Below are 25267 nucleotides of genomic sequence, written 5' to 3'. Positions count from 1 at the left end.
TTAATACTATCTAGAACATAGGTTGTACACCTATCCGCTCTAGTGTAGTACTGAAAAAGAGCGCACCATTAAGGTGCGCTCCTAAATTAAAAAAAAACTAACTCAACTAACTTCTTTATTACTGTACTATAACGATATCTCAAGCACGTGTGCAAAATCTCCAGACTTGTTGCCCAAGTCAGAAATTGAAAGCGCATCGTCCTTCACATCAAAGGAAATTTTAGCATCACTACCTAGTAATCTCACGTTTTTGATATTTAGGTCCTTACCATATTCACTGGCTTTCCCTAAAGATTTAATATCTACTTTGTTGCCTTCTGGCCATTCCATCATGATGGCATAAAGCTTATCTCCTTTTTTAGTAAAGCGAATATCTTGACCGGTAAAGCCTTTGTTCTGACCTTCACTGTGGTGTCCTTTCTTAACTTCGGTAGGTCCTTCGCCAAAAGTGCTCCAGTATTCCGTGTCGTAAATGGCTTCACCATTTGTATTCAACCAATCTCCAATTTGAAATAAAATTTCTTTCTGATCTTCTGGGATGGTACCATCTGCTTTTGGACCTACATTAAGTAAAAGGTTTCCGTTTTTAGATACAATATCAACTAAATCATCAACCAAACTATTAGCAGTTCTGGATTCCCAGTTGGTAACATAGCACCAAGAATTTTTTCCGATAGAAGTATCCGTTTGCCAAGGCAGTTTACGAATCCCAGGAAGCTTACCACGTTCTAAATCATAGATGACAGTACCTTCAGGGAAAGCCTCGTGGTCAAAATTCTTATCGTTAATTACTACTTCTTTACCCCATTCCAAACCTTTGTTATAGTAGTAAGCTGCAATTTTAGGACGATATTCTTTATAATCAGGAATGTCTAGATAGAAATCAAACCAAAGAATATCCGGTTGGTAGTTGTCAATTAAATCTACCGTTCTATCCCACCACATTTTTTTAAACTCTTCAGAAACAGGCTCCGTTAGGTCCTTTCCTTTAGGAGAGTATAAATCTGCATATTCTGGGTCGGTGGTGTCGAACTTGTCTTTTTTATTATAGAAAGACCAGTTAAAAGCGTAGTGAGAAGACGCTCCCATTATCATACCTTGTTCACGACCTTCTTTAAAAAGTTCACCTAAAACATCACGTTTAGGCCCCATGTCTACTGAATTCCAACGTGTAGTGTTAGATTTGTACATGGCAAAACCATCATGGTGGTCCGCAACAGGAATTACATATTTAGCACCTGATTTCTTAAAAATATCTATCCATTCTTTAGCATCAAATTTTTCGGCCTTGAACATAGGAATGAAATCCTTGTATCCAAATTCCTTTTGGTCTCCAAATGTTTTCTTATGATGAAGATACGTTGCATTAGGTCCTTTTTGACCCAATTTTAACTGAGCACTAAAAGTAGCTGTATCCATGTACATCTGGCGTGGATACCATTCAGAACCATAGGCCGGTACGGCATAGGCACCCCAGTGAATGAAAATACCAAACTTACTGTCGTTAAACCATTCAGGATCTTTGTAATTTTTTTCAATCGACTCCCAATTCGGTTCATACTTCACTACAGTTTCTTTGGCAGTAGTTTCTTCTTTCTTTTCCGTTTTTGACCCGCACGAAGCAAGAACAGCACCAGTCAATATAAGTGTAAAAATTCTATTCATTAAAATCATTTAAAAGGTTGGTTAGTGATGCCAAAGATTGGCGCTATTAACGAGTTGCTAAGTTGCAATTTAATGACATAACAGAAAGAGCGAATTGTTCAAATAACTACAACAAATGGTCATTTATTTAATTTGTAGTGTTTTTGATGAGTTGTTAATACGCAGTTTATTAGGATTTTGCGTATTTTCTTTGGTAGGCTAGGGGAGAGCTGTCCATGAATTTTTTAAATTGTCTATGAAAAAAAGGGAGCGATTCATAACCACAAGAAAATGCAATTTGAGAAACTGAGTCATGAGTGTCAAGAAGCATTCTTGCCGAGATATTTATGCGAAATTCATTTAGAAAAGTAAAGAAAGGACGCCCCATCATTTTGGTGAAAAACCTAGAAAATGATTGCTCTGACATATTGACTAAATCTGCCACTTCTTTAAGGTAAATTTTGCGATTATAGTTCAATCCTACAAAATCATGAATTTGAGCCATACGACTACCATACTCAGAAGGTAGGTCTTCCGTAAAACTAGCTCCGGACAGCGTTTTATAACTACAACTGGATAATTTCACTAAAATGGTAAGTAATTCAATGTATAGGTCATGAGCTTCTAGTTCCGGACATTTTTTTAAACGCGACAAAAGAGGAGCGGTTTCTTCTTTATTGAATAAGAGCCCTCTAGAAGAGGTCCTGAGCATATGAAATAAAGAAGCTAATTCCGGTACTTTAGGGAAAACACCAATATTCCATTGTATCACAATGGATTTTGATAGCCCTTCTAGATTGGTGTTGTTTTTCCAGCAATGCGGTAGATTTGAACGTAATAAAACCAATTCGCCCGGTTGGTACGGGCCAACATAATCACCCACGAATTTAGTACCCACGCTTTCTTCTATATACGTAAGCTCATGTTGAGGGTGAAAATGCCAAGGCGTTTCAAAATCTTTTTTAGAATGATAAAAGCTTGTAATCGTACGCTGCTCGTCTAAGTGTATGGGCTCTAATACAGGTTTCATTCTAATACTAAATTAAAAATAAGAATCTTTTGGAATAGTTTATTTTGTTTGAAAATACGACAAAATTGATAACAGGTAACAGAATAAGGTACTTATTTGCTAAAAAAGGCAACTGATAGTGATTCCGAAATATTGATTTTTGTAACTCCTTGTAATAACTAGTATAACATTAATAGAATTCAAATGAAAAAAAGTGCGCTTCCAGATCCATTTGAAAAGGCTAGAGAGTCAAAAGGTTACGGTAAAATGGATGATCAAGATGATCCGGTAACCATGCTTTTACGTCATAAGGACGTTCGTAAAACAGCACACAATTATAAAACATTTCAATCAGGAGCTGTTCCCGGACGTATTGTGGTACCTTCTGAAGTAAATATTCGGGAGACACGTCAAATACCTTTTGAAGTAGATCCACCGGTCCATGGTATGTATAGGGCCTTAGTAGAACCTTGGTTTAAAAGGCCATTGCAGGCAGAATATCAAGAGAAGTTAGCGGCACAGATAGCGAATATAATAGACGAAGTACTTCAGGAAGATTCTGTTGAAGTAGTGACCGATTTGGCACTTAAGTTACAATCTAGGGCGTTAACGCTTCTTTTGAACACACCTTTTTCGAAATCCGAAACCTGGATATCTTGGGGAACCCACGTCTTTAGAAGTGAAGGTGAAGCTCTTGATGGGGACAAGGCGAATATCCTATATGATTATATAGATGCTCAAATAGACCGTGCAGCCAAAAGCCCAACGGACGACATGTACTCCGTGCTTTTGGACTCTGAATTTGAAGGTAGAAAGTTGACTAAAGAGGAAGTAAAAGGAGTAATGGTACTGACTTTTGCTGGGGGAAGAGACACCGTAATAAACGCGGTTACAAATGCCATAGCGTATTTGGCCGAAAACCCCGAGTCTTTGGAGCGCTTGCGTAATGAACCTGAAATTACAGGAAAGACCGTAGAAGAGATGATTCGGTATTTTTCTCCACTTACCCAAATGGGGCGTGTAGTTACGGAAGATACTTTTGTCTGCGAACATGCGGCAAAAGCAGATACTAGAGTATCATTATGTTGGGCGTCTGCCAATAGGGATTCCAAAGTGTTTGAGAATCCAAATGAGATTGTAATGGACCGAAAAATAAATCCGCATGTAGGTTTTGGCTTTAGTCATCATAATTGTTTGGGGGCTACCCATGCAAGACAGATAATGAAAATATTACTTCAGACTTTGGCTGAAAAAGTAAGCTCGTTTGAAATACTTGATTGCGAGGAAAACATAGAAGATTTACATCACTTTAAACGTAAAGTGGGCTTTCACAGTATACATATGAAATTCAATCCTTTAATAAAATAGAATCCATGGCAAAAATCACTTTTATAACCAACGATGAAGAAACAATAACTTTAGAAGGAACCTCGGGTTCCGTAATGGCATTGGCCGTAGATAATGGTGTGCCGGGAATTGATGGCGATTGTGGCGGAGTTTGCTCCTGCGCTACTTGCCATGTGCATGTAGCTCCAGAAGACATGGAGAAAACAGGAAGTGCAAGCGAAATTGAGACAGATATGCTAGAGTTGGATGATAATGCAGATGAATATAGCCGTTTATGCTGCCAAATAGATATTACCGATGCTATTGATGGTGTTGTGTTGAAAGTAGCCAAATAAAACATAATGTCAGAAAGTACAACAAACAATCAAAATTGTGTAGTAATAGGCGCCAGCCATGCAGGGGTGAACTTTGCGTTTGCTTTGCGCAGAGAAGGCTGGGAGGGTACAATTACCATGATAGATATTGACCCTACTTTACCTTACCACAGGCCTCCATTGTCCAAAGCATATTTGACCAGTGTAGATAGCATTGAGAAAAACCTTCTGAAGTCAGAAGAGAGTTATGTAAAAGAGAATATAAATCTTAAACTGGGTGTTTGGGTAGACGCTATTAACCGCGAAAATAAGAAGGTTGTTTTAGCTGATGGAACATCGCTAGGATATGATAAACTCGTAATTGCCACTGGTGCTCGGCCAATTATGCCTCCTATTCCGGGGTTGGATACGGCAAAGAATTCATTTGCGTTACGATCAGCTGCAGATGTGGCCAATATCCGAAAGACCGTTGCAGAAAATGTAGGTCTTAAGGTAGTAGTTATTGGAGGAGGATATATTGGACTAGAAACTGCTGCATCCCTAAAAAAAATGGGAGCAGAAGTAGTCGTTTTAGAACGAGAGTCTAGGACACTCGCCAGGGTAACAGCACCGGAAATGTCCCTATTTTTTCAAAAACTTCATGCTGAGCATGGTGTAGCCGTACTCACCGAAAAAAATGTAGTTTCTATAGAGAGTAATGGGAATAGAAATATCGTGGTCTGTTCGGATGGAACGAATTATGAGGCCGATATGATTGTGGTTGGTGTTGGTATTCATGTAAACAAAGAACTGGCAGAAAAAGCCGGTTTGACCATAGAAAATGGTATTCAGGTGAATGAAATGGCACAAACCAGTGATAAAGATATTTATGCCATTGGGGATTGTACTTTTCATCATAATCCGCATTACAAGCGTCATATCCGCTTAGAATCGGTACAAAATGCGGTAGATCAAGCAAAAATTGCAGCAGCAGCCATAAATGGTAAAGTATGCGCTTACAATTCTTTACCATGGTTTTGGTCTGATCAATATGATGTAAAATTACAGATGGTAGGTCTTTCTCAGGATTATGATGATGTAGTGGTGCGCAAAGAAGCGGATAAAGAAAACTGCTTTTCTGTGTGGTACTTTAAAGGCGATACGCTTTTGGCCGTCGATGCCGTAAACAATGCGAAAGCCTACGTGTACGGCACAAAATTTATCAAAGGAGGCGAGAAATTAGATAAATCAAAATTGGGTGATCCTACGGCTGAGTTCAAGCCAGCTAATCTTATCGCGCAATAATCAAATATAAAACACAATAGATGTCTATTCAATCAAAAAGTGCAGTGGCTAAAGGAGATGGTTCTTTTATCATTACCGAAGTTACTGTTGCCGAACCAAAAGCGGACGAGTTACTTGTTAAGGTAAAGGCTGCTGGTCTTTGCCATACGGATTATGATTCCCTTACTTGGGGAAAACCTATTGTAATGGGGCATGAGGGAGCAGGAGTCATTGAAAAAGTAGGAGCTGGTATCAAAGATTTAAAAGTAGGGGACCAGGTTCTTTTGAATTGGGCAACTCCTTGTTATGATTGTTTTCAATGTCAAGAAGGCAATCAGCATATATGTGAAAACAATTCCCCGGTTGTCGCTGGTGGAAATGGGCATACTCCCGGTCATGCGCATTTGGAAGGTAGCCAATGGGAAGGTAAACCAATTGAACGTTCTTTTAATCTAGGTACGCTAAGCGAATACGCTTTGGTAAAAGAATCTGCAGTAGTTAAGGTAGAAGAGGAAAATTTAAATTTCTCTGCTGCTAGTATTATCAGTTGTGGCGTAATGACAGGCTATGGTTCGGTAGTGAATTCAGCAAAATTAGCTGCCGGTAGTTCTGCTGTAATTTTGGGATGTGGTGGTGTTGGACTCAATGTTATAAATGCCTGTGAAATTTCTGGCGCAGGTAAAATAATCGCTGTAGACATCAATCCTAATAAACTAGAGCTGGCCAAGCAATTTGGTGCTACAGATGTTATTCTTGCCGATAAGGGGGATGAGGGATTGGCAAACGTTGCAGAGCAGGTAAAAACTATGCTTGGGGGTAGAGGGGCAGATTATGCTTTTGAGTGTACCGCTATTCCTGCATTGGGAGCTGCTCCATTAGCAATGATTCGCAATGCAGGTACAGCCGTTCAGGTAAGTGGTATTGAGGAAGATATTACGATAGATATGCGTCTTTTTGAATGGGATAAAATTTACATCAACCCGCTGTATGGGAAATGCCGACCACAAATCGATTTTCCAAAACTGGTACGATTGTACAAAAAAGGAGATTTGAAGTTAGACGAAATGATTACCAAAGAATACAAACTAGATGATTTACAATTGGCCTTAGATGATATGTTGGCCGGTAAAAATGCAAAAGGGGTAATAGTTTTTGATTAAATAAACATGTTCAGAACCACCGAAATTTCAGATGCCGCATACGAGAGTGCAAACCTTAGGTTCATAACTGTAAAGACCAATAAACTAAAGGGCAGAGGGGATATTTGTGTATTTGTACCACCCATGACGGACTTGGTAGATTTGCCACTTGTTATTTTGCTTCATGGGGTTTATGGCAGTGCTTGGGTGTGGTCTCAAAAGGCGGGAGTTCATATTTCTGCCCTTGAGATGATGGAGAGCGGGGAAATTCCACCGATGGTGATAGCTATGCCTTCAGACGGACTTTGGGGAGATGGTTCCGGTTATCTTCCGCATAATCAAAAAGATTTTGAAAGTTGGATTGTTGATGATGTACCTAATGCCATAATAGAGAATATTCCATCTGTTAGTAAAAAATCAGAACTGTTTATATCCGGATTGTCCATGGGTGGTTTTGGTGCTTTACGTTTAGGCGTGAAATATCATAATCGATTTAAAGCAATTTCTGGTCACTCGTCCATTACAGATTTAGAGCAGATGCATCTTTTTGTAGAAGAATCCTTGGATAATTATGAGCAGGAAGATGCTTGGGAGAATTCCGTTTGGGCATTAATAAAAAAGAATAAGAATCATTTACCATACTTGCGTTTTGATTGTGGTAGCCAAGATCAGCTTATAGCATATAACCGAAAGCTTCACGAGCAGTTAGAAGAGCATGAAATTCCTCACATTTATGAGGAGTTTAATGGAGCTCATGAATGGACGTACTGGAGCGAACATGTCAAAGATACGTTACGATTTTTTGCTTCTCACAGTTAAGCCGTTTGTGATTTGGTATATATAAGGCTTTCATAAATAATCAACCATAAATTAAAGAATCAAAAACCATGCAATTAGTAGAAGATTTGGCCGACCGCCACGAATTGATTTCGGACCTTTTTAAGCAGCCAAAATCACCAGAGGAATGGGAACAGTATAAATTGAGTGATGAGCAAGTAGCCCATTTTCATGAGCATGGTTATGTTTCTGGAATAAAATTGTTGGATGAAAGCCAGATTAATGTTCTCCGAAAGGAATTGGAAGAAATACGTGACCCGAAACACCCGGCACACGAGCTTTTTTATGAATTTCATGGGAATCAATCTACAGACCCTAATACCGTGCTTTTTCATTCCTTAGGGCATTGGCGCATTACTGAAGGATTTCATGATATATTATGGAACCCAGCTTTTACCATGGCGGCAAGTCAATTATTAGGTAACAATAATGTTAGGTTTTGGCATGATCAGTTGTTCTGTAAACCCTCAAACCACGGTGGTGTAGTGGCTTGGCATCAAGATTATTCTTTTTGGATTAGAACAATGCCCATGCAACATTTAACCTGTTGGACAGGTTTGGATGATGCCACTACAGAAAATGGTTGTCTTTATTATGTGCCTGGAAGTCACAAATGGGGACTCCTACAAAAGCCGGAACTTGCAGGTAAAATGGAAGGACTTATGGAATTTATGACCGATGAACAAAAGGCGAATTTTAATCCCGTACCTATTGAGCTTAAAAAGGGGTATGGTTCTTTTCACCATCCTTTAATGATCCATGGTTCGTATGAGAATAAGTCAGAATTTAGTAGACGTGCTTTTGTTTTAAATGTATTTTCGGACGGAACGTTAAGTGATACTGATGGAGAGATGCTTAGAGGTACACCCATTAGGGTTCCGAAAGGTGAAAAAATGGACGGTAAATTTTTCCCTCTTCTTTTTGATAAAAAATAAAAATATAGCAAACAAAGCCTCTTTAATAGAGGCTTTGTTTATTTATGGGATATTGTTTATTCTGGAATATTATTTTTTATATGAATGAAATAGTGAATTATTGAAACTTTGTCAACCCTATAATTTAGTATCTTTCATCTCGATAAAAGTAATTCACCATAAAATTTAAGAAAAGTATGAAGCATTTTCTCTATTCGATTTTGGCAGTAACTTGTTTGGTTCTGACCAGTTGTAAGAACGATGAAAAAAAAGTAGAAGAAAAGGCCGTTAGGCCAAATGTTTTGTTCATTCTAGCAGATGATTATGGGTACCATGATTTAAGTGTAAGTGGCAGTAAGTTTTATGAAACTCCAAATATTGATAGGATAGCCAATGAGGGAATGAATTTTACCAATGGGTATGCAGCCAGTAGGGTCTGTAGTCCTTCTAGGGCCAGTATTATGTTAGGTACATTCACGGCAAGGCACGGAATTACAGATTGGATTGGAGCACAAGTAGGTGAGGACTGGCGAAAAGCGGGTCGTTTTAATAAATTACTACCTCCAGATTATGAACATAATCTTCCTGCCCAAGCCACTACTTTGCCTGAAGCTATGAAAGCGGCTGGATACAAAACTTTCTTTGCAGGAAAATGGCATTTAGGGGAAAAAGGCTCATGGCCCGAAGACCATGGTTTTGATATTAATAAAGGAGGATGGGATGCTGGTAGCCCCAATGGAGGTTATTTTGCGCCTTATACCAATCCCAATCTGGAGAATCATGAAGATGGTGAAAACCTAACGATGCGTCTAGCGGAAGAAACCGTAAATTTTCTGAAAGAGAATAATCCTGAGAAAACGGGTCAGCCTGTCTTTGCCTATCTTTCTTTTTATGCGGTTCACGGACCTATTCAGACCACCAAAGGCAAATGGGCCAAGTATCAGAAAAAGGCAGAGAAAAACGGAATTGCGGAAATAGGCTATAAGATGGAAAAATTCCTCCCGATACGCCAAGTGCAGGATAATCCCGTTTATGCTGGTTTGGTAGAAACTATGGATGATGCTGTGGGTAGAGTTTTGCAAACACTAGATTCTTTGGGGCTCGATAAAAATACATTGGTAGTTTTTACGTCTGATAACGGAGGTGTTTCTGCAGGTGATTCTTTTTCTACTTCAAACCTTCCGTTAAGAGGAGGTAAGGGATATCAATTTGAAGGAGGTATTCGCGAACCGTATTTTATAAGAGCACCTTGGTTGGTTAAAAGCGGGGCATCTACTTCGGAGCCCGTAACTGGAGCAGATTTTTATCCAACAATTCTTGATATAGCCGGTATTGATTTAAAACCGGAACAACATTTAGATGGAAAAAGTCTACTACCAATTCTTAAGGGAGGAAATTTTGAAGAGCGTCCGTTGTTTTGGCATTATCCACATTATGGTAACCAAGGGGGAGAACCATCTTCGGTTATTAGAAAAGGCGATTGGAAATTGATTCATTACTATGAAGATGATAGGGAAGAGCTTTATAACCTTAAAGATGACTTAGAGGAGTTAACAGATGTTGCTTCAGAACATACAGATTTACAAAAGCAATTAAGTGAACAATTATTCGCCTATTTAGATGAAGTTGGGGCTCGGTATCCATCGAAAGACCCAGAGTATAGTTTACAAAAAGAGGAGGCATATCTCAAGAAGATCGTAGATAAGAAACTGCCATCCCTAGAGAAAGAGAGACTCAACTTTTTGTCTCCTGATTTTGATCCTAAAAATGATTGGTGGGGTAGTAATGTGACTGTGGATTAAAGTTGACTAAAAAGATGGTGTAAAGACTTTAAATAGAGCATTTTAGAAAAAGGGGCGAAATTTCGCCCCTTTTTTGTGCTTTATAATGAACAAATTGGCTTCTTAACATAATTTTTAGGTATAAGATATGCCAAGATTAGGATAACATATGTTCAAAAGATAAAATAATGTCAGCATTTGTTAATCCTAGCCTATAGGTGGTACTTGTCTAGTAGTAAGTTTAAATAGTGCAAATCTTAGAGATAATATTAGTGCTGAAATACTAGCAATATTTTAATAATTTCCTTAGTTGTCTCTTTTGATAGGTAGATTTTTAATTATCTATTTTGTTATGTAATCTATTGTAAATCAATTTTTTATAAAAACAATATAGTTTGGTAAACTGGATAAAAATTTAATGATTACAAAGTTTTCTGCTTACAAAAATGTTTACTACAATATTGAAAATTTTGATGGTTGTCTAGTTTTTGTCTAGGAAAACTATAGTGTTTCATATTAAAATATTCATAATATTAGCACTGTATTATTATGGTATCCTTAATAATTATGATAAAAAAATACTAACTTTCTTTTAAGAAATATTTAAGAAAAAAAGATGATAGTACAGGACCACTTAACTAAATAATTTAACTCAAACACTCAAACACTCAAAACTAAAACGGACAATTATGAAAGAACACATTAAAAAATTACTTAGAAAAAGTTGCCTGTTGGCACTCTTTCTTACAACAGTGGGTATGCAGGGATTGTATGCTCAAAAAACCGTAACTGGGACGGTTTTAGATGAGGCTAATCAACCTATACCCGGTGCTAACGTTGTGGTCAAGGGAACAAATAACGGTGTAGTAACCGACTTTGACGGTAACTTCAGTATCGAAGCTTCAAGTGAAAATGTATTATCTATAAGTTACATAGGTTATGCAGCTCAAAATGTAACCGTTGGGAATAAAGCCACTATTACGGTTACCATGGAGCCTGATGTACAACAGTTAGAAGATGTTGTGGTTATTGGATATGGTACGGTAAAAAAATCAGATGTAACCGGATCTGTATCACGTATAGATTCTAAATCTTTTGAAGATCAACCCTTAACAAGGGTAGAAGAAGCTTTACAAGGTAGAGCGGCAGGGGTTACGGTAGCAAAAGCGGGCGGACAGCCTGGCGGTGCAGTAAAGGTTCGGATTAGAGGTGTGAACTCAGTAACCGGAAATAACAGTCCATTAGTCGTAGTTGATGGTGTATTGGGTGGAGACCTAAGTACTATAAACCCAAATGATATTGCTGCTATGGATGTTTTAAAAGATGCATCTGCAACAGCCATATACGGTGTTAGGGGGTCAAACGGGGTTATTATTATAACGACCAAGAAAGGGTCAGGAAAGGGTAAAATCAATGTTGATTATTTCACTACTGTTTCATCAAGTCCTAATTCGGTGCCAAGGTTATCTGCTTCTGATTTTGCAACTATTGAAAACCTAAGAAGAACAAACTCTGGTGGAGCAGCGGTATACACTCCTGCACAAATAGCGGCACTTGAGGCAAGTGGAGGTACTGATTATGAGCAAGCCATATTAAGAACTGGTTTTAGCGAAAATTTGGCTATTTCGGCAAGTGGTTCTGAAGGTAAAATTAGATACTATTTATCCGGTAATTATAGAGATGAAGAGGGTGTCGTAATTAATACTGGCTACCAACAAATATCTGCAAGAGCTAATATAGATGCTCAAATAAATGATAAGTTTAAAATCGGTTTTAATTTGTACGGTAGTACAAGTGAGAATCAAAACAATACAGATAGATTTGGAAATGGTCAAGGAAGTTTTATTTACAAGGCTTTAACGTGGGACCCAACAACGCCAATTTTTAATTCTAATGGAGAATACAATATTAGGTCTGCGGTTGCCTCTTTGAACGACAACCCTGTTCGTACACTTAATGAAACAGATATTAAGGATATTGAAGAAAGATTAAATGCTACAGTAAACGCCACCTATAGCTTTACGGATAATTTCAGTTACTCCCTCATTATGGGGTCGCAGACTTCTAATTTGAACATTGAACGTTATGCTGTGGAAGTTGGGGATGATCAACTGCCTCATACGTCTTTTGCAAACAATAAAAATGTTAGCTATCAGATAAGTAATATTCTTACCTGGCAAAAAGTTTTCAACGAAAAACATGATATAAAATTAACAGGTGTCCAAGAATACTCAAATTCTAAATTCCGAGGAAATGGATGGAATTCCAATGATTTGTCCTTAAACGGAAGAGGTTTTTATTTTGCAGAACTAGCTCCAAATTCAGGACAAACTGTGAATAATGATTTTAATGAGAGAGAGTTGTCTTCGTTTATGTTGCGCGCTGAATATATTTTCAATGACAATTTGTTTTTAACGGCAACGGGGAGGTATGATGCAAGTTCTGTTTTTAGAGAAAAAGAAAGATGGGGTATTTTTCCTTCCGTAGCTTTAGCGTATAATATGACAGATTTAATAGATCAATCTGGAGACACAAGTTTAAAACTTAGAGCGGGTTGGGGACAAGTAGGTAATCAAAACATTGGTCCGTATTCAACTTTTAGCACATTGGGCTTTAACAGTTATGCAGCAGATGGGTCGGCGGCAACCACTGGTACTTTCATCAACAGAATAGGAAACCCTTTCGCAACATGGGAAACAACCACACAAGGAAATGTTGGTATTGATTTTGGATTTGCACAAGGTCGTGGTAGTATTAGTCTTGATGGTTATAAAAAGGTAACTGAAGACTTGTTGTTAGATGCCGCTATTCCGGATTATGATGGGGGCGAGCTTGGAGATAGAACAATTGTTAAAAATGTGGGTGAAGTTGAAAATGTAGGTGTTGATCTTACTATTGGCTATGACATTATCAATACGGAGAACTTAAACTGGAATGCCAACTTATCATTGTCTTATGTTAAAAATGAAGTAACTCAATTAAATGATGGCCTAACCGAAATTTTAGGTCAGTTTCAAGCTCCTGGTGGCCAAGGAAATATTCTTAACTTTATTGAGGTAGGTGAACCATTAGGCCAGTTTAGAGGAGCCACTTTCTTAGGAACTTGGAAAACTACAGATAATATTCCAACAAATGATGAGGGAACACCAATAGCAAAACCAGGAGAGGCTAGATATCTTCTTGATGAGAATAATGAAATTCTATACGGGGCTATAGGAAATGGTACGCCAACAACGACATGGGGGTTCAATAATTCAATAAATTATAAGAATTGGGATATAAACATCTTTTTACAAGGTGTACATGGTTTTGATGTTTACAATATTCAACAAGCCGCAATTGTGGGTGGAGCTGGGGATTCTAGAAGTTTCCTTTCGCCAGATCAAGTTAATCAATGGACGCCAACCAATGAGACGGACATACCGGCTTTCGCAGGCTTGTATGAGTCTAGCCGTTATGTAGAAAAAGGTGATTTTATTAGATTGAGCAACTTAACTATTGGGTACACCATAAAAGATATTAAAGGTTTAGGAAACACAACTATTAAGCTTTATGGGGGCGGTCAGAATTTATTTTTGATTACAGATTACTCGGGTTATGATCCAGAAGGAACTTCTAGAAGAAGTGCTCAAGGTAATGAAGATGTTGCTTCAGGTATAAATATAGGAGCGTATCCCAATCCTAGAACATATACTTTGGGAGTTAAAATCGGATTTTAATTAAAAATTGCAAATCGAAATAATAAAAAAATGAAAATACATAATAGAAATAAATCGGTAAAGACGCTAGTGGCAATTTGTGCCATGGCGGTCTGCGCAATGACTTTTCATAGTTGCGAACAATTTGAACTTGATGAAGTTCCAGGCAGAGCAAACTTGGCTGTTGAGCCTTACAATAGTATAGATGAGCTAGAACTAGCAGTGAACGGAATTTTCGGAAAGTTGAATAAAGCAGCTTGGATGACTACATTCTATGTAAACGGTTGGGCAGGAGATGATATGACTACCCATAGAGAAAGTAACAAGGCAGATTTTAGGGAGTATGACCAAAGAAATGTTGCCGCTACCAATGGTAGGTCTGCTACAAACTGGGCAGGTGTTTATGCCATGGTAAAAGCAGCAAATACGGTTATTATCAATTCAGAAGGAGTTGATTTTCCATCAGATGCTGCTCGTCAGAAAGAATTGTTAGGACAAACCTATTTTTTAAGAGGTTTAATGTTTTATCATCTGGCTCGTGTTCATGGTAGAATTGTACTTCCATTGGATTTAGAGATTGATTTTGAAAGAGAATTAGCTACGCAAGAAGAGGTTTATCAACAGATTGAAAGTGACATGTTAACCGCTGAAACTATGCTTCCTGCAAAAACAAATGTAGGGGCTTCTGACCCTAATTCAGGTTCAGCACGAGCAATTCTTGCCAGATTATATTTGGATTGGGCGGGTTACCCTGTTAAAGATGCGTCTAAATATGCTATGGCCGCCGCAAGTGCAAAACAAGTAATGAACAATGCAGGTACACATGGTTTTGCCTTGGTCCCTGATATGGCTACCCTATATACTGTTGAGGGAAGATTTAATACGGAATCTATTTTTACAATAGCATATTGTGCCTCTTGTGGACTTCCTAATCGTAAAAACGGAAAACTAGGTTTACCTAGTGATTATGCGACTCAAGGGTGGCAAGAGACTTTTGCAGAAATTAGATATTTTGAAGATATGCCTGAAGGTCCTAGAAAGGATGCCACATATCATACACAGATTCCTTTGGACGGTCCTTTACCAGGACCTGCTGATCCAGACCAGGAGTCCCGTGCTACATCTGATGTAGCAGGAGCAGTAAGTTTCTTGCCATGGACAAGTTTTGTAGATCAAGCTCAACCAGTTTTTAGAAAAATTGTTGGTCCATTTGAAGAAGGAACATTCAGTGGTTTTCAAAGTGATCGAAATGATTACTATATGAGATATGCAGAACTACTTCTCATATACGCTGAAGCTTCTGGTGAAGCAGGAACCGCCGGAGCTGATGCATGGCAAGCGCTTAACGATGTACGAAATAGAGCGGGCCTTGCTGATGTAAGCGCTGCCGATGGAACCATCCAGGATTTAGCATATCTAGAGAGAAAATGGGAATTGGCAGGTGAGTATTTAAGATATAATGATTTGGTGCGGAAGGAGCAAGTTGAAGCTGCACTTGGCGGTACGGCAAGAGACCCAAGAGTTTCAATCAATACATTGACCGATCAGCCAATAACGAAAGAAACAAATGCAATAATAGGATCTACGGCACCATCAAATTATTTTGCACCCAGACCACAGCCAGAGGTAGATAGAAATCCAAATTTGGCAAACTAAGAAGTTGAGTTAGTTTTAAGCATGACGGTAAGGTTTCTTTGTAAACCTTGCCGTTTTTTCTGGAATATGCATTACTACTTGATAACTATATCGACCTATTCGTACAGGTCTTACGCTAAAAATCTTTGTATTTTTAGGATGTCTATTCTTTTTTTTTATCATATATAGGTAACTTATGAGATATTATCTTACTGCTTTTGCCTTGTCTTTTCTATTTATTGTAAGTTCATGTAATAAATCTAAAAATGACAATAAAGTAAATCAATCATCGGAAGAAAAATCACCTAAACTCTTCAGTGAAGTTTCATCTGATCTTTCGGGAATTGATTTTGTAAACACCTTAGAAGAATCGTTAGAGTCTAATTATTATCAATATATGTACACGTATATTGGTGGAGGTGTAGCTGTTGGGGATTTGAACGATGATGGTTTTGATGATATTTATTTCACCTCCAATTCATCCGAGGATAAATTATACCTCAATACGGGAAACCTTCATTTTGAAGACATTACTAAAGCCGCCGGTATAGAGCAGCGACCTGGTTTTAACACAGGCGTCACCATGGCCGATGTAAATGGAGATGGATTTTTGGATATCTATGTGTCAAGAGGTGGTTGGCAAGATGAGGATGGGAAATTCAAAAATTTACTATATATAAACAATGGTCCCATAGGAGAAGCTGGAGTAAGCTTTACGGAACGTGCAGAAGAAATGGGCCTTGCTGATCCCAACAGAACAATTCAGGCTACCTTTTTTGACTATGATAAAGATAATGATTTGGACGTGTATGTTTCAAACACACCGGATATCACCAGCAGATCGGAAATAATAGATTTGAACAAAACTCAAAAAGACCCTAAAAGTGAAAAGTTAAAAGGGAGTGATAAATTATATGAGAATGATGGCACTGGTCATTTTACGGATGTATCCCAAAAAGCAGGATTACTTTATGATATAGGCTTTGGGCTTAATCCGCAAGTTGGAGATTTGAATAATGATGGTTGGGATGATATCTATATCTGTAATGATTTCAACGTACCGGATTTGGCCTATGTGAATAATGGCGATGGTACCTTTACAGAATCTCGGGACAAGCTTTTTAAGCACATGTCATTCAATAGTATGGGTAGTGATATGGCGGATATTGATAATGATGGCCTTCTGGATTTAATGACCTTGGACATGAATCCGCAAGATTATGTGCGGTCTAAAACTACTATGGCCATGACTTCCATAGCAGATTTTGAACATATGGTGGAGAAAGGGTATCACCATCAATACATGCACAACATGCTCCAGACCAATAACGGTAATGGAACTTTTAGTGAAGTTGGGAATATGGCAGGTATAGCCAATACGGACTGGAGTTGGTCTTTACTTTCTGCAGATTTTGATTTGGATGGTTTTAATGACGTTTACGTTACAAATGGTGTGTATCGTGATGTTATTGATCGAGATAAGAATAATGAAATTCTTGAGATACTAAGAGAGAATAAGAGAAAACCTACATCCGAAGATTTTCTAAAGTTTGCCAAGATGCTTCCGCAGCAAAAACTAAAAAACTTCTTTTATAGAAATAATGGAGATTTAACTTTTGAAGACATGAGCGATTCATGGGTAGATAGTGAACCTTCCTTTTCAAACGGAGCTGCGTATGCCGATTTTGATAATGATGGCGATTTGGATATCGTGGTAAATAACATAAACGATAAAGCTACTTTTTTAGAAAATAGAGCTATTGACAACCAGCGTAAATACTATTTAGAGATAGATTTGATTGCTGCCGGAAAAAATACTTTTGGAGTAGGCGCAACAGTGAATTTGTACTTTGATGACGGTACAAAACAAACGCGCCAGGTAACACCAACTAGAGGCTTTTTATCTTCAGTTCCAAATTCCCTTTACTTCGGTTTGGGAAAACATTTGTTCGTAAAACGGATGGAAATTATTTGGCCCGATGGAAAAATCCAGGAATTGGAAGATGTAGATGCCAATCAATCTTTACAATTAAATTATCGCTTTGCGGAAACCAAAGTAAAAGAAGAGGATAAGGCAGATTTACTTTTTACTAAAGTCACTTTTGATAACCGTCACTCAGACCCTTACTTTAACGATTTTGATTTACAGATTTTACTACCTCATAAATTGTCGCAATTAGGTCCTTCCTTGGCAAAGGCCGATATTAATGGAGACGGGCAAGAAGACGTTTTTATAGGAGGAGGAAAAGACCAACCTGGGCAACTACTTGTAAGCCGGTCAAATTCATTTCAAAAGATAAGTTCACCTGCTCTTATAGAGGATAAGTCGTATGAAGATGTAGGGGCTACTTTTTTTGATGCAGATGGTGACGGAGATTATGACCTTTACGTAGTTAGCGGTAGTTATGAGTTCAAGGAAAACCCTAGGATGTTGGTAGATAGATTATATCTAAACGATGGTAAGGGGAATTTTAAGAAAGCTAAAAATGCTATTCCAGAAGTAGGTATTTCAGGTTCAGTGGTTGTGCCTTCAGATTACGATGGAGATGGAGATATAGATTTATTTATTGGCGGAAGGCTAATTACCGGTAAATATCCACATCCAGCAAGTAGTTTATTGCTAGTGAATGATGCAGGTAAATTTACAATCCAAAATGAAAACCTTGCTCCGGAATTACAGGGGTTAGGTCTGGTTACCGATGCCAAATGGGTAGACATGAATAATGATCAAAAAGTGGATTTGGTTGTGACTGGCGAGTGGATGGGTATTTTGGTTTTTTTAAATAAAAATAATAAGCTAGAACGTAGTGACGCATATCCAGAATTAGCAAATGCCGTAGGTTGGTGGAACGAACTCTTAATAGATGATATAGATGGAGATGGAGACAAAGATATTGTAGGAGGGAATTTGGGGTTAAATTCCAAATTTCATGCTTCTTATGAGAAACCGTTTGAAATCTATACTTCAGATTTTGATATGAACGGTTCTGAGGATGTTATTTTGGCGAAAGAATATGAGGGTAAGCAAGTACCTGTTAGAGGTAAAAGCTGTATGACACAGCAGTTGCCACATTTGGCACAAAAAATACCGACATACACAGATTTTGCCAGTAAAGATTTAAAGGGTATTGTTGGTGAAGGTCTCCAAACAGCCCTTCATTACAAGGCCACTGAGTTTAGATCAGGTATATTTTTGAACGATAATGGTAAATTCAGTTTTAAGCCTTTTGCTAATCGCATTCAAGCAGCTCCCATCAATAGTATGATTTTTGAAGATTTTGATGGTGACGGATATAGGGATTTGTTATTGGCGGGAAATAATTATCAATCAGAGGTAGAAACAACACGTTCCGATGCTGGAACCGGAGTCTTTTTAAGAGGAAATGGTAAAGGTGTATTTAAGCCAATTTTGAATGGTGTATCCGGTTTTTTTGCGGACAAGGATGTTAGAAACATTGAGGTTTTAAATACGAATTATGGCAAGTTTGTGTTGGTTGCTAACAACAACGATTACCATGATTTATTCCAAATTAAAGTTAGCGTGAATTAAAACATGATGCAACGACTAAAAAATACAGGAATAATTGCTTTAATTTTTCTTTTTTTCTTTCCGTTTGGAAAAGTAGCTGCTCAAGAAACATCAGAGGAGGAATTAAAAGCTGAAATATTTTTTGATACGGCTAAAAAATTACGACGGAATAATCCAGAAAGCGCGCTTATTTTATTAGAGGCAAAGCATACAGAGTTTTTAAAGGAAGGAGACACTCTAAATGCTGTAAAAGCATTGCTGGAGATGCCATATATCTATGGTCAGCATGTAGATTATACAAAGTCTTATGATACGCTATGGTATGCACTTTTTTTAGCGGACAAAGCAAACAATGACGAATTAAAGGCATCCGTTTACAATTGGCTGGGTAGGTTGTACAGCTTTTTTAAACGGAAAGAAGAAGCATTAGAGTATTTAAAAAGATCTTTGGAAATCAACCGTAAATTGGTTGAAAAAAGTCAGTTGAAGAAAACGGATTTGGTATGGAATTATTACTTGTTAAGTGCAACCCATAGAGTGCTGAATCAGCCGGATATGCACAAAGTTTATTTGGATAGTTGCTTCCTTAATTACGCTCCTACGTCTAAGCAGTTGCCAATGCCGTATTTACATTTTGAAAAGGCCTTTCAAAAACATGTGGAAAATGAAAATAAGGAGGCCTTAGATCTTTTAAAAAAGGTAGAGCCTTGGTTTGTTGAAAACAGACCCTCCTATTTAGTTCTTGTTTATTCAGATATGGGAGATGTGTATAATGAATTATCAGAATTTACCGAAAGTGAATTTTTTTACGCAAAAGCTCTGGAAACATCCGAAAAGTATGATAGTCATGTAGATTTTTCTTCATTAGTGCATGGAAAGTTGGCTAATTTATATGAGAGTTTGGGGCAATATGATAAAGCCTTGCAAAATCAAAAAAAAGCAAGGGAAATCGATGCTCAATTTTTCGATGGTAGAACGGTTATTAATCAAAATCTATTAGAGATTAAAGATGAGTTCAGGATAGAAAAGGAAAAACAAGAACAGTTATTGCAGGCACAACGTTTGGAAAAATTAGAACAGGCGGATGAAATTTCTATGCTACAACGTGTTATTTTGTTGGGGTCTTTAGTTTTTTTAGTAATAATTGGCATAATTTATTTTAAGTACATGCGGTCTCAGCACCTAGCAGAAAAACGATTAATAAGAAGAAATAAGCAGCTGGAAATTAAGAAAGGGAAGGAACTTTTGGCTCTAAAAAATAAAGAACTTGCCGTGTCGGCCTTAAAAATGGTTGAAAAAGATGAGTTCTTAAATGAAATTGCGGATAGACTGAAAGGAGCTGAAGACGCTACGGATAAACCGGAAATTAAACAGGTCCTAAAATCTATATCTCATAACAGGAATGATAATTGGGATGAATTTAGATTAAGGTTTACAGCTGTTAATGAAGATTTTTATAATAAAATTACTAGTTTGTACCCAAAGTTAAGTCAAGCAGATCAAAAAATTTGTGCTTTAATTAAACTTAACTTTTCAAGTAAGGAGATGGCTAGACTTTTGGGTATTTCTGTTGAATCGGTTCATACTACTCGCTATAGATTGCGAAAAAAAATGAAATTAGAGAGGTCCGTCAACCTAGAAGAGTATATTTCATCTTTGTAAAGAAATATTTGTTGCTAATGATATTAAGATGACATTCAATATTTTTTATCAAAATACGGAGAAGAGTATTAAATTGCACTCATAATATGATATAATGAAGAAAGCCAAGGTAGAGCTAAAATCAACTTATAATGTTCCAAATTTAGAAAGAGGTCTTTCTATAATAGAGTTGTTGGCCACTCGGACAAAAGGATTGACCTTGGCGGAAATTACCGAAACACTTTCTATTACTAAGTCAAGTGCTTTTCGCATTGTAAGCACATTGATTTTCAAAAATTACCTTCAAAAAAACGAGACAACCAAAAAGATTACCCTTTCTAGGAAAATGCTCACTTTAGGTATTTCTTCTATGAATGAGCAAAGCTTAGTTGAGCATTCCATTGACGTAATGCGGGCGTTGCGAGACGAGCTCAAGGAGTCTGTAATGCTTGGGGTTCTCTTGGGGTCTACGGGTACTATTCTTGAACAGGTACCATCTTCACATCCTGTAAAGCTCTTTGTGGAACCAGGCACTCAATTTGATCTTCATAGTTCTGTGGGTGGTAAATGTATCCTTGCACATGTTGCAGGTGACGAAGCAGATGAAAAGTTGAGAGGAAAGACATTGACGAAATTTACCGAGAATACCATTACTTCAAAGAAAGACTTCAAAACGGTGTTAAAGCAGGTAAAAGAAATAGGGTATGCCGTTGATAATAGTGAGGACATACAAGGTATAAATTGTGTTGGTGCACCTATTTTTAATGAATATGGCTACCCCGTTGCGGCACTTTGGATTACTGCACCCTATGGCCGTCTCCCAGAATCAGAATTTGATGCTAAGGGTAAGATAGTTAAGAAGTACGCCATGCAGATTTCTATCAAATTAGGTTATCTTACTCATTAATTCTTCTCCTTTCGTTTTCTATACCGCTTATTTATTTCTTCTTAAATAGGTTTATAATCAGCTAATAGGCTAAAATAATTCGGTTTTTTCTACCGAATTATCCACTCGCATGTAAAAATCTAATTCTACAAATACAAGAATTTAATGATTTTCAGGGTGTTTGTGAAAGAAATCTTAAAAAAACATAGGTTAATTATATTGATATATCAAAATTTATTTTACTTTTGGTTCAAATAGAAAACTAGTTTCATATTTGAACTTTTGTAATTTTTAATTTAGTTTAGAATATGACCCATAAGATGAAGTGACTCATTGAGAACAGTGAGTTTTTTTATTGGCCATATTTAGTCACGATTTTTTTAAGAAAAGCCATGTTTTTTATCATGGAAATATTTTAAACAACTCTCTCAACTTAAACGAATGAAAATGAAATCTTTAGAATTTATTAAAATGGGAGCTTGCCTATCCATTTTTTTCTTGTTTTCGAGTTACGTCTCGGCGCAAGAAACTATTACTGGAACTGTTTCTGATCCACAAGGACCCATTCCTGGGGCCAATATTCTAATTGAAGGAACATCAATTGGAACTCAAACCGATTTTGACGGGAATTTTAGTATAGAGGCATCATCTACTGATGTTCTTGTTATTTCTTACCTTGGTTATGCCACACAAAAAGTTAATGTGGGGAATAAGACCATTCTTAATATTAGTCTATCCGCCGATCAGCAGCAACTTGATGAAGTTGTGGTAATTGGTTATGGAACTAGAAGTAAAGGTACATTGACTAGTGCTGTAGCTACGGTAGATGAGAATTATTTAGAGCAACAACCGGTGTCTAATGTAAGTAAGGCGTTACAGGGTAGTGCTTCTGGTGTTACTACAATTAGTGCGTCTACTCCTGGTGGAGATGCGGAAGTACGAATTCGTGGAATGGGTACGATAAATAATAATGGCCCGCTATGGGTTGTTGATGGTGTTCAAGGAGCGCAATCGCCTCCTCCTGGGCAAATAGAATCCATTCAAATATTAAAAGACGCATCATCTACTGCAATTTATGGGGCCAGAGGCGCCAATGGTGTTATTTTGGTTACTACGAAAACTGGTAAGAAGAATCAAGCGGTTAAGCTAGATATCAGTGTGAAAACGGGTATGAGTTTTTCGGATGCCAAGTATGATATCATGACGGATCCTCAATTGATAGGAGAGATGTTATGGTTGGAGTTAGAGAACGATGGTCTGCCACAAACTAATCCTCATTACGGAAGTGGTGCAACACCGGTTCTTAATGAATACTTGTATCCAAACGGAGGCGTTTCAGGTGCGGCCAATGTTAATCCTGCTTTGTATGACCAAGTAAATTACCCTATTACCAAATCAAATCCGCAAGGAACGGATTGGTTGGATGAAATATACCAACACGGTTTAATTCAGAATTACGATTTGTCATTGATGGGGGGCTCTGAGAAAACCTCCTATTCCTTTCAAGCGGGTTTTCTTGAAGAAAATGGTATACTTAAGAATACATCATTTAATAGGATTTCTTTCCGGTCTAATGTTGATTCTAATCCTTTTGAATGGTTGAATATTGGTCAGCGTTTAGGGGTTACTTACGGCGAAACCAAAGGTTGGGGCGGCAACAATTCACATAACAACTTATTTAATCAACTTTATTTAGCTAGTCCGTTGGTTCCTGTTAGGGATATTGCTGGAAACTGGGCTGGTGGTGTTGTTGGTGGTGCTAATATTAATGATGGTCCTAATCCTGTAGGTTTTTTGGATAGGCTTAAAAATAATAGTAATAAAAAATACAATATTACCGGAAATATTTATGCGGCGATTGAGCCTGTTAAAAATGTAACCATCAAAACTTTGTTGGGTTATGATGTGGATTTGTTAAATAATTTCGCACCTTCTTTTGCTGCTTGGGAACAAGATACGGGTGCTAAATCTACTACTCTTAATGAAAGTAGTGCCAATGAAACGCGTTGGAACTGGACAAATACCTTTAACTATAAAAATACATTTGGAGAAAACCATAGCGTAGATTTTCTTTTTGGTATGGAATCTTCAAGAATAACGTATAGAACTATTTCTGCATCTAGACAGGAGTACCTTTCTGATGATATTAATTTTTTGGTATTGGATGCAGGTGCTAGTAACCAGTTGAACAATGGTAGCGGATTTGCGTCTACATTGTTTTCATATTTTTCTAGAATTAATTACGACTATGCAAAAAAGTATATTTTAGACCTTACTGTACGGCGTGATGGTTCTTCTCGTTTTGGTGCTGAAAATAGATATGGAATCTTTCCAGCCGCATCTTTGGGATGGGTAGCGTCAAAAGAGAATTTTTTAAGTGGTACCGAAGACTGGCTCAGTTATTTAAAATTTAGAGCAAGCTGGGGGCAGTCGGGTAATGATCAAATCGGGAATTACAATAGATTTACTACATATGAGTCGGACCCTGGATCATCTTATTATGCTATTGGTGGATCGGATAATACAATTTCTCAAGGATATCAGTCATTGGCAATTGGTAACCCAGATGCAAAATGGGAAACTACTACATCTACAAATATTGCTTTTGATGCAACTTTATTTAGAAAATTGGACTTGTCCGTAGATTTTTGGAAAAAGGATACCGAGGATATGTTGTTTCCAGTGGCAATTCCGCAAGTTGTGGGTGATGTAATAGAACCTTCGGTAAATATAGGGGCTATGTCAAATAAAGGGGTAGATATATCACTTTCGTACCGTACTTCTGCATTAGATGATTGGTTTACCCTTAATATGTCAACCACGTTTACGGCTTATAAAAATGAGGTCACTAAACTTTCTGATAACGGGAATGAGTTTTTACAGGGATTTCCAACACGTCAGCAAATCTATACTAGAACGGAAGTGGGAAGAGCTTTTCCGGAGTATTATGGTTATGTAGTTGATGGTATTTTTCAAACACAAGGTGAAGCGGATGCACATGCTACAAATGGCACTTATAATGAACCGGGTAATTTAAAAATTAGAGATGTAGATGGGGATGGAGAGATTACTCCAGAAGATCGTACTTATATTGGCAATCCACATCCAGATTTTACAGCAGGTTTTCGTTTAGGTATGGGATTTGGAAATATTGATGTTTCGGCAACACTTTATGCTAGTGTAGGTAATGATTTGGCGAATTACACAAGTAGATTTACCAAATACGGACTTTTTGAAGGACCAAATAGTCCGGAAAGATTATATAACTCATGGGGAAGTCCTTACTTAGAGGATAACAATGATGCTACTTTGCCTAAAGCATCTACTTCAACTTCATTTGAGCAAAATGCTTCAACACTTTATATAGAGGATGGTTCTTTTCTACGTATTCAAAATCTACAACTGGGGTATACGCTACCGGACGAACTAATAGAAAAGTTACATCTTAAGCATATGAAATTGTATGTAATTGGCTCAAATTTATTCACGTTTACCAAATACTCAGGGTTAGATCCTGAAATTAGTGCGAAGAGAGAAAATGGCGTTCCACAAGAAATTGATCGAGGGGTTGATGTGGGTACTTGGCCAATATCCAAACAGATCATGCTAGGATTAAATATCTCATTATAA

General features: G+C 37.5%; 15 protein-coding genes. 13 read left to right on the top strand and 2 right to left on the bottom strand.

The window, feature by feature from the left end; genetic code table 11:
• Positions 1-126: 126 nt before the first annotated feature.
• Together IWC72_RS18230 and IWC72_RS18225 are read right to left on the bottom strand one after the other, a co-directional pair.
• A complete protein-coding gene (locus IWC72_RS18230) occupies positions 127-1665 on the bottom strand; it encodes an alpha-L-fucosidase (protein WP_194530777.1) in 1539 nt (512 codons plus the stop codon).
• A gap of 169 nt (positions 1666-1834) precedes the next feature.
• Positions 1835-2674, bottom strand: coding sequence for an AraC family transcriptional regulator (locus IWC72_RS18225; RefSeq protein WP_194530776.1), 840 nt, complete (start codon positions 2672-2674; stop codon positions 1835-1837).
• A gap of 183 nt (positions 2675-2857) precedes the next feature.
• Between IWC72_RS18225 and IWC72_RS18220 the strand changes: the two genes are divergently transcribed.
• From IWC72_RS18220 to IWC72_RS18160, 13 genes are all read left to right on the top strand, one after another.
• Complete coding sequence (locus IWC72_RS18220; RefSeq protein ID WP_194530775.1) at positions 2858-4021, top strand: cytochrome P450; 1164 nt, start codon at positions 2858-2860, stop codon at positions 4019-4021.
• 5 nt (positions 4022-4026) lie between these two features.
• On the top strand, positions 4027-4335 hold the full coding sequence (locus IWC72_RS18215; RefSeq protein WP_194527603.1) for a 2Fe-2S iron-sulfur cluster-binding protein: 309 nt from the start codon (positions 4027-4029) through the stop codon (positions 4333-4335).
• A 6-nt stretch (positions 4336-4341) separates the two neighbouring features.
• A complete protein-coding gene (locus IWC72_RS18210) occupies positions 4342-5598 on the top strand; it encodes an NAD(P)/FAD-dependent oxidoreductase (RefSeq protein WP_194530774.1) in 1257 nt (418 codons plus the stop codon).
• A gap of 20 nt (positions 5599-5618) precedes the next feature.
• Complete coding sequence (locus tag IWC72_RS18205) at positions 5619-6737, top strand: Zn-dependent alcohol dehydrogenase (protein WP_194530773.1); 1119 nt, start codon at positions 5619-5621, stop codon at positions 6735-6737.
• Between the two features lie 6 nt (positions 6738-6743).
• Positions 6744-7535, top strand: coding sequence for an alpha/beta hydrolase (locus IWC72_RS18200; RefSeq protein ID WP_194530772.1), 792 nt, complete (start codon positions 6744-6746; stop codon positions 7533-7535).
• A 68-nt stretch (positions 7536-7603) separates the two neighbouring features.
• Entirely contained in the window at positions 7604-8488 is an 885-nt protein-coding gene (locus IWC72_RS18195) for a phytanoyl-CoA dioxygenase family protein (RefSeq protein WP_194530771.1), read from the top strand.
• A 176-nt stretch (positions 8489-8664) separates the two neighbouring features.
• Positions 8665-10269, top strand: coding sequence for a sulfatase (locus IWC72_RS18190; protein ID WP_194530770.1), 1605 nt, complete (start codon positions 8665-8667; stop codon positions 10267-10269).
• 668 nt (positions 10270-10937) lie between these two features.
• The gene (locus tag IWC72_RS18185) at positions 10938-13967 is read left to right on the top strand and encodes a SusC/RagA family TonB-linked outer membrane protein (protein ID WP_194530769.1); all 3030 of its coding nucleotides are present in this window, start codon (positions 10938-10940) and stop codon (positions 13965-13967) included.
• A 30-nt stretch (positions 13968-13997) separates the two neighbouring features.
• Entirely contained in the window at positions 13998-15602 is a 1605-nt protein-coding gene (locus IWC72_RS18180; RefSeq protein ID WP_194530768.1) for a RagB/SusD family nutrient uptake outer membrane protein, read from the top strand.
• Positions 15603-15777: 175 nt separating this feature from the next.
• On the top strand, positions 15778-19131 hold the full coding sequence (locus tag IWC72_RS18175; protein ID WP_194530767.1) for a VCBS repeat-containing protein: 3354 nt from the start codon (positions 15778-15780) through the stop codon (positions 19129-19131).
• A 3-nt stretch (positions 19132-19134) separates the two neighbouring features.
• Positions 19135-20772 carry a tetratricopeptide repeat protein gene (locus IWC72_RS18170; protein WP_194527594.1) on the top strand — a complete coding sequence of 546 codons (1638 nt, stop codon included), beginning with the start codon at positions 19135-19137 and terminating at the stop codon, positions 20770-20772.
• Positions 20773-20866: 94 nt separating this feature from the next.
• The gene (locus tag IWC72_RS18165; RefSeq protein WP_194527593.1) at positions 20867-21658 is read left to right on the top strand and encodes an IclR family transcriptional regulator; all 792 of its coding nucleotides are present in this window, start codon (positions 20867-20869) and stop codon (positions 21656-21658) included.
• Between the two features lie 426 nt (positions 21659-22084).
• A complete protein-coding gene (locus IWC72_RS18160; RefSeq protein ID WP_226979631.1) occupies positions 22085-25267 on the top strand; it encodes a SusC/RagA family TonB-linked outer membrane protein in 3183 nt (1060 codons plus the stop codon).

It is taken from the genome of Zobellia roscoffensis (genome assembly GCF_015330165.1).
Taxonomy (GTDB): Bacteria; Bacteroidota; Bacteroidia; order Flavobacteriales; family Flavobacteriaceae; genus Zobellia; species Zobellia roscoffensis.
This window is presented reverse-complemented; position numbering and strand designations above follow the sequence as displayed.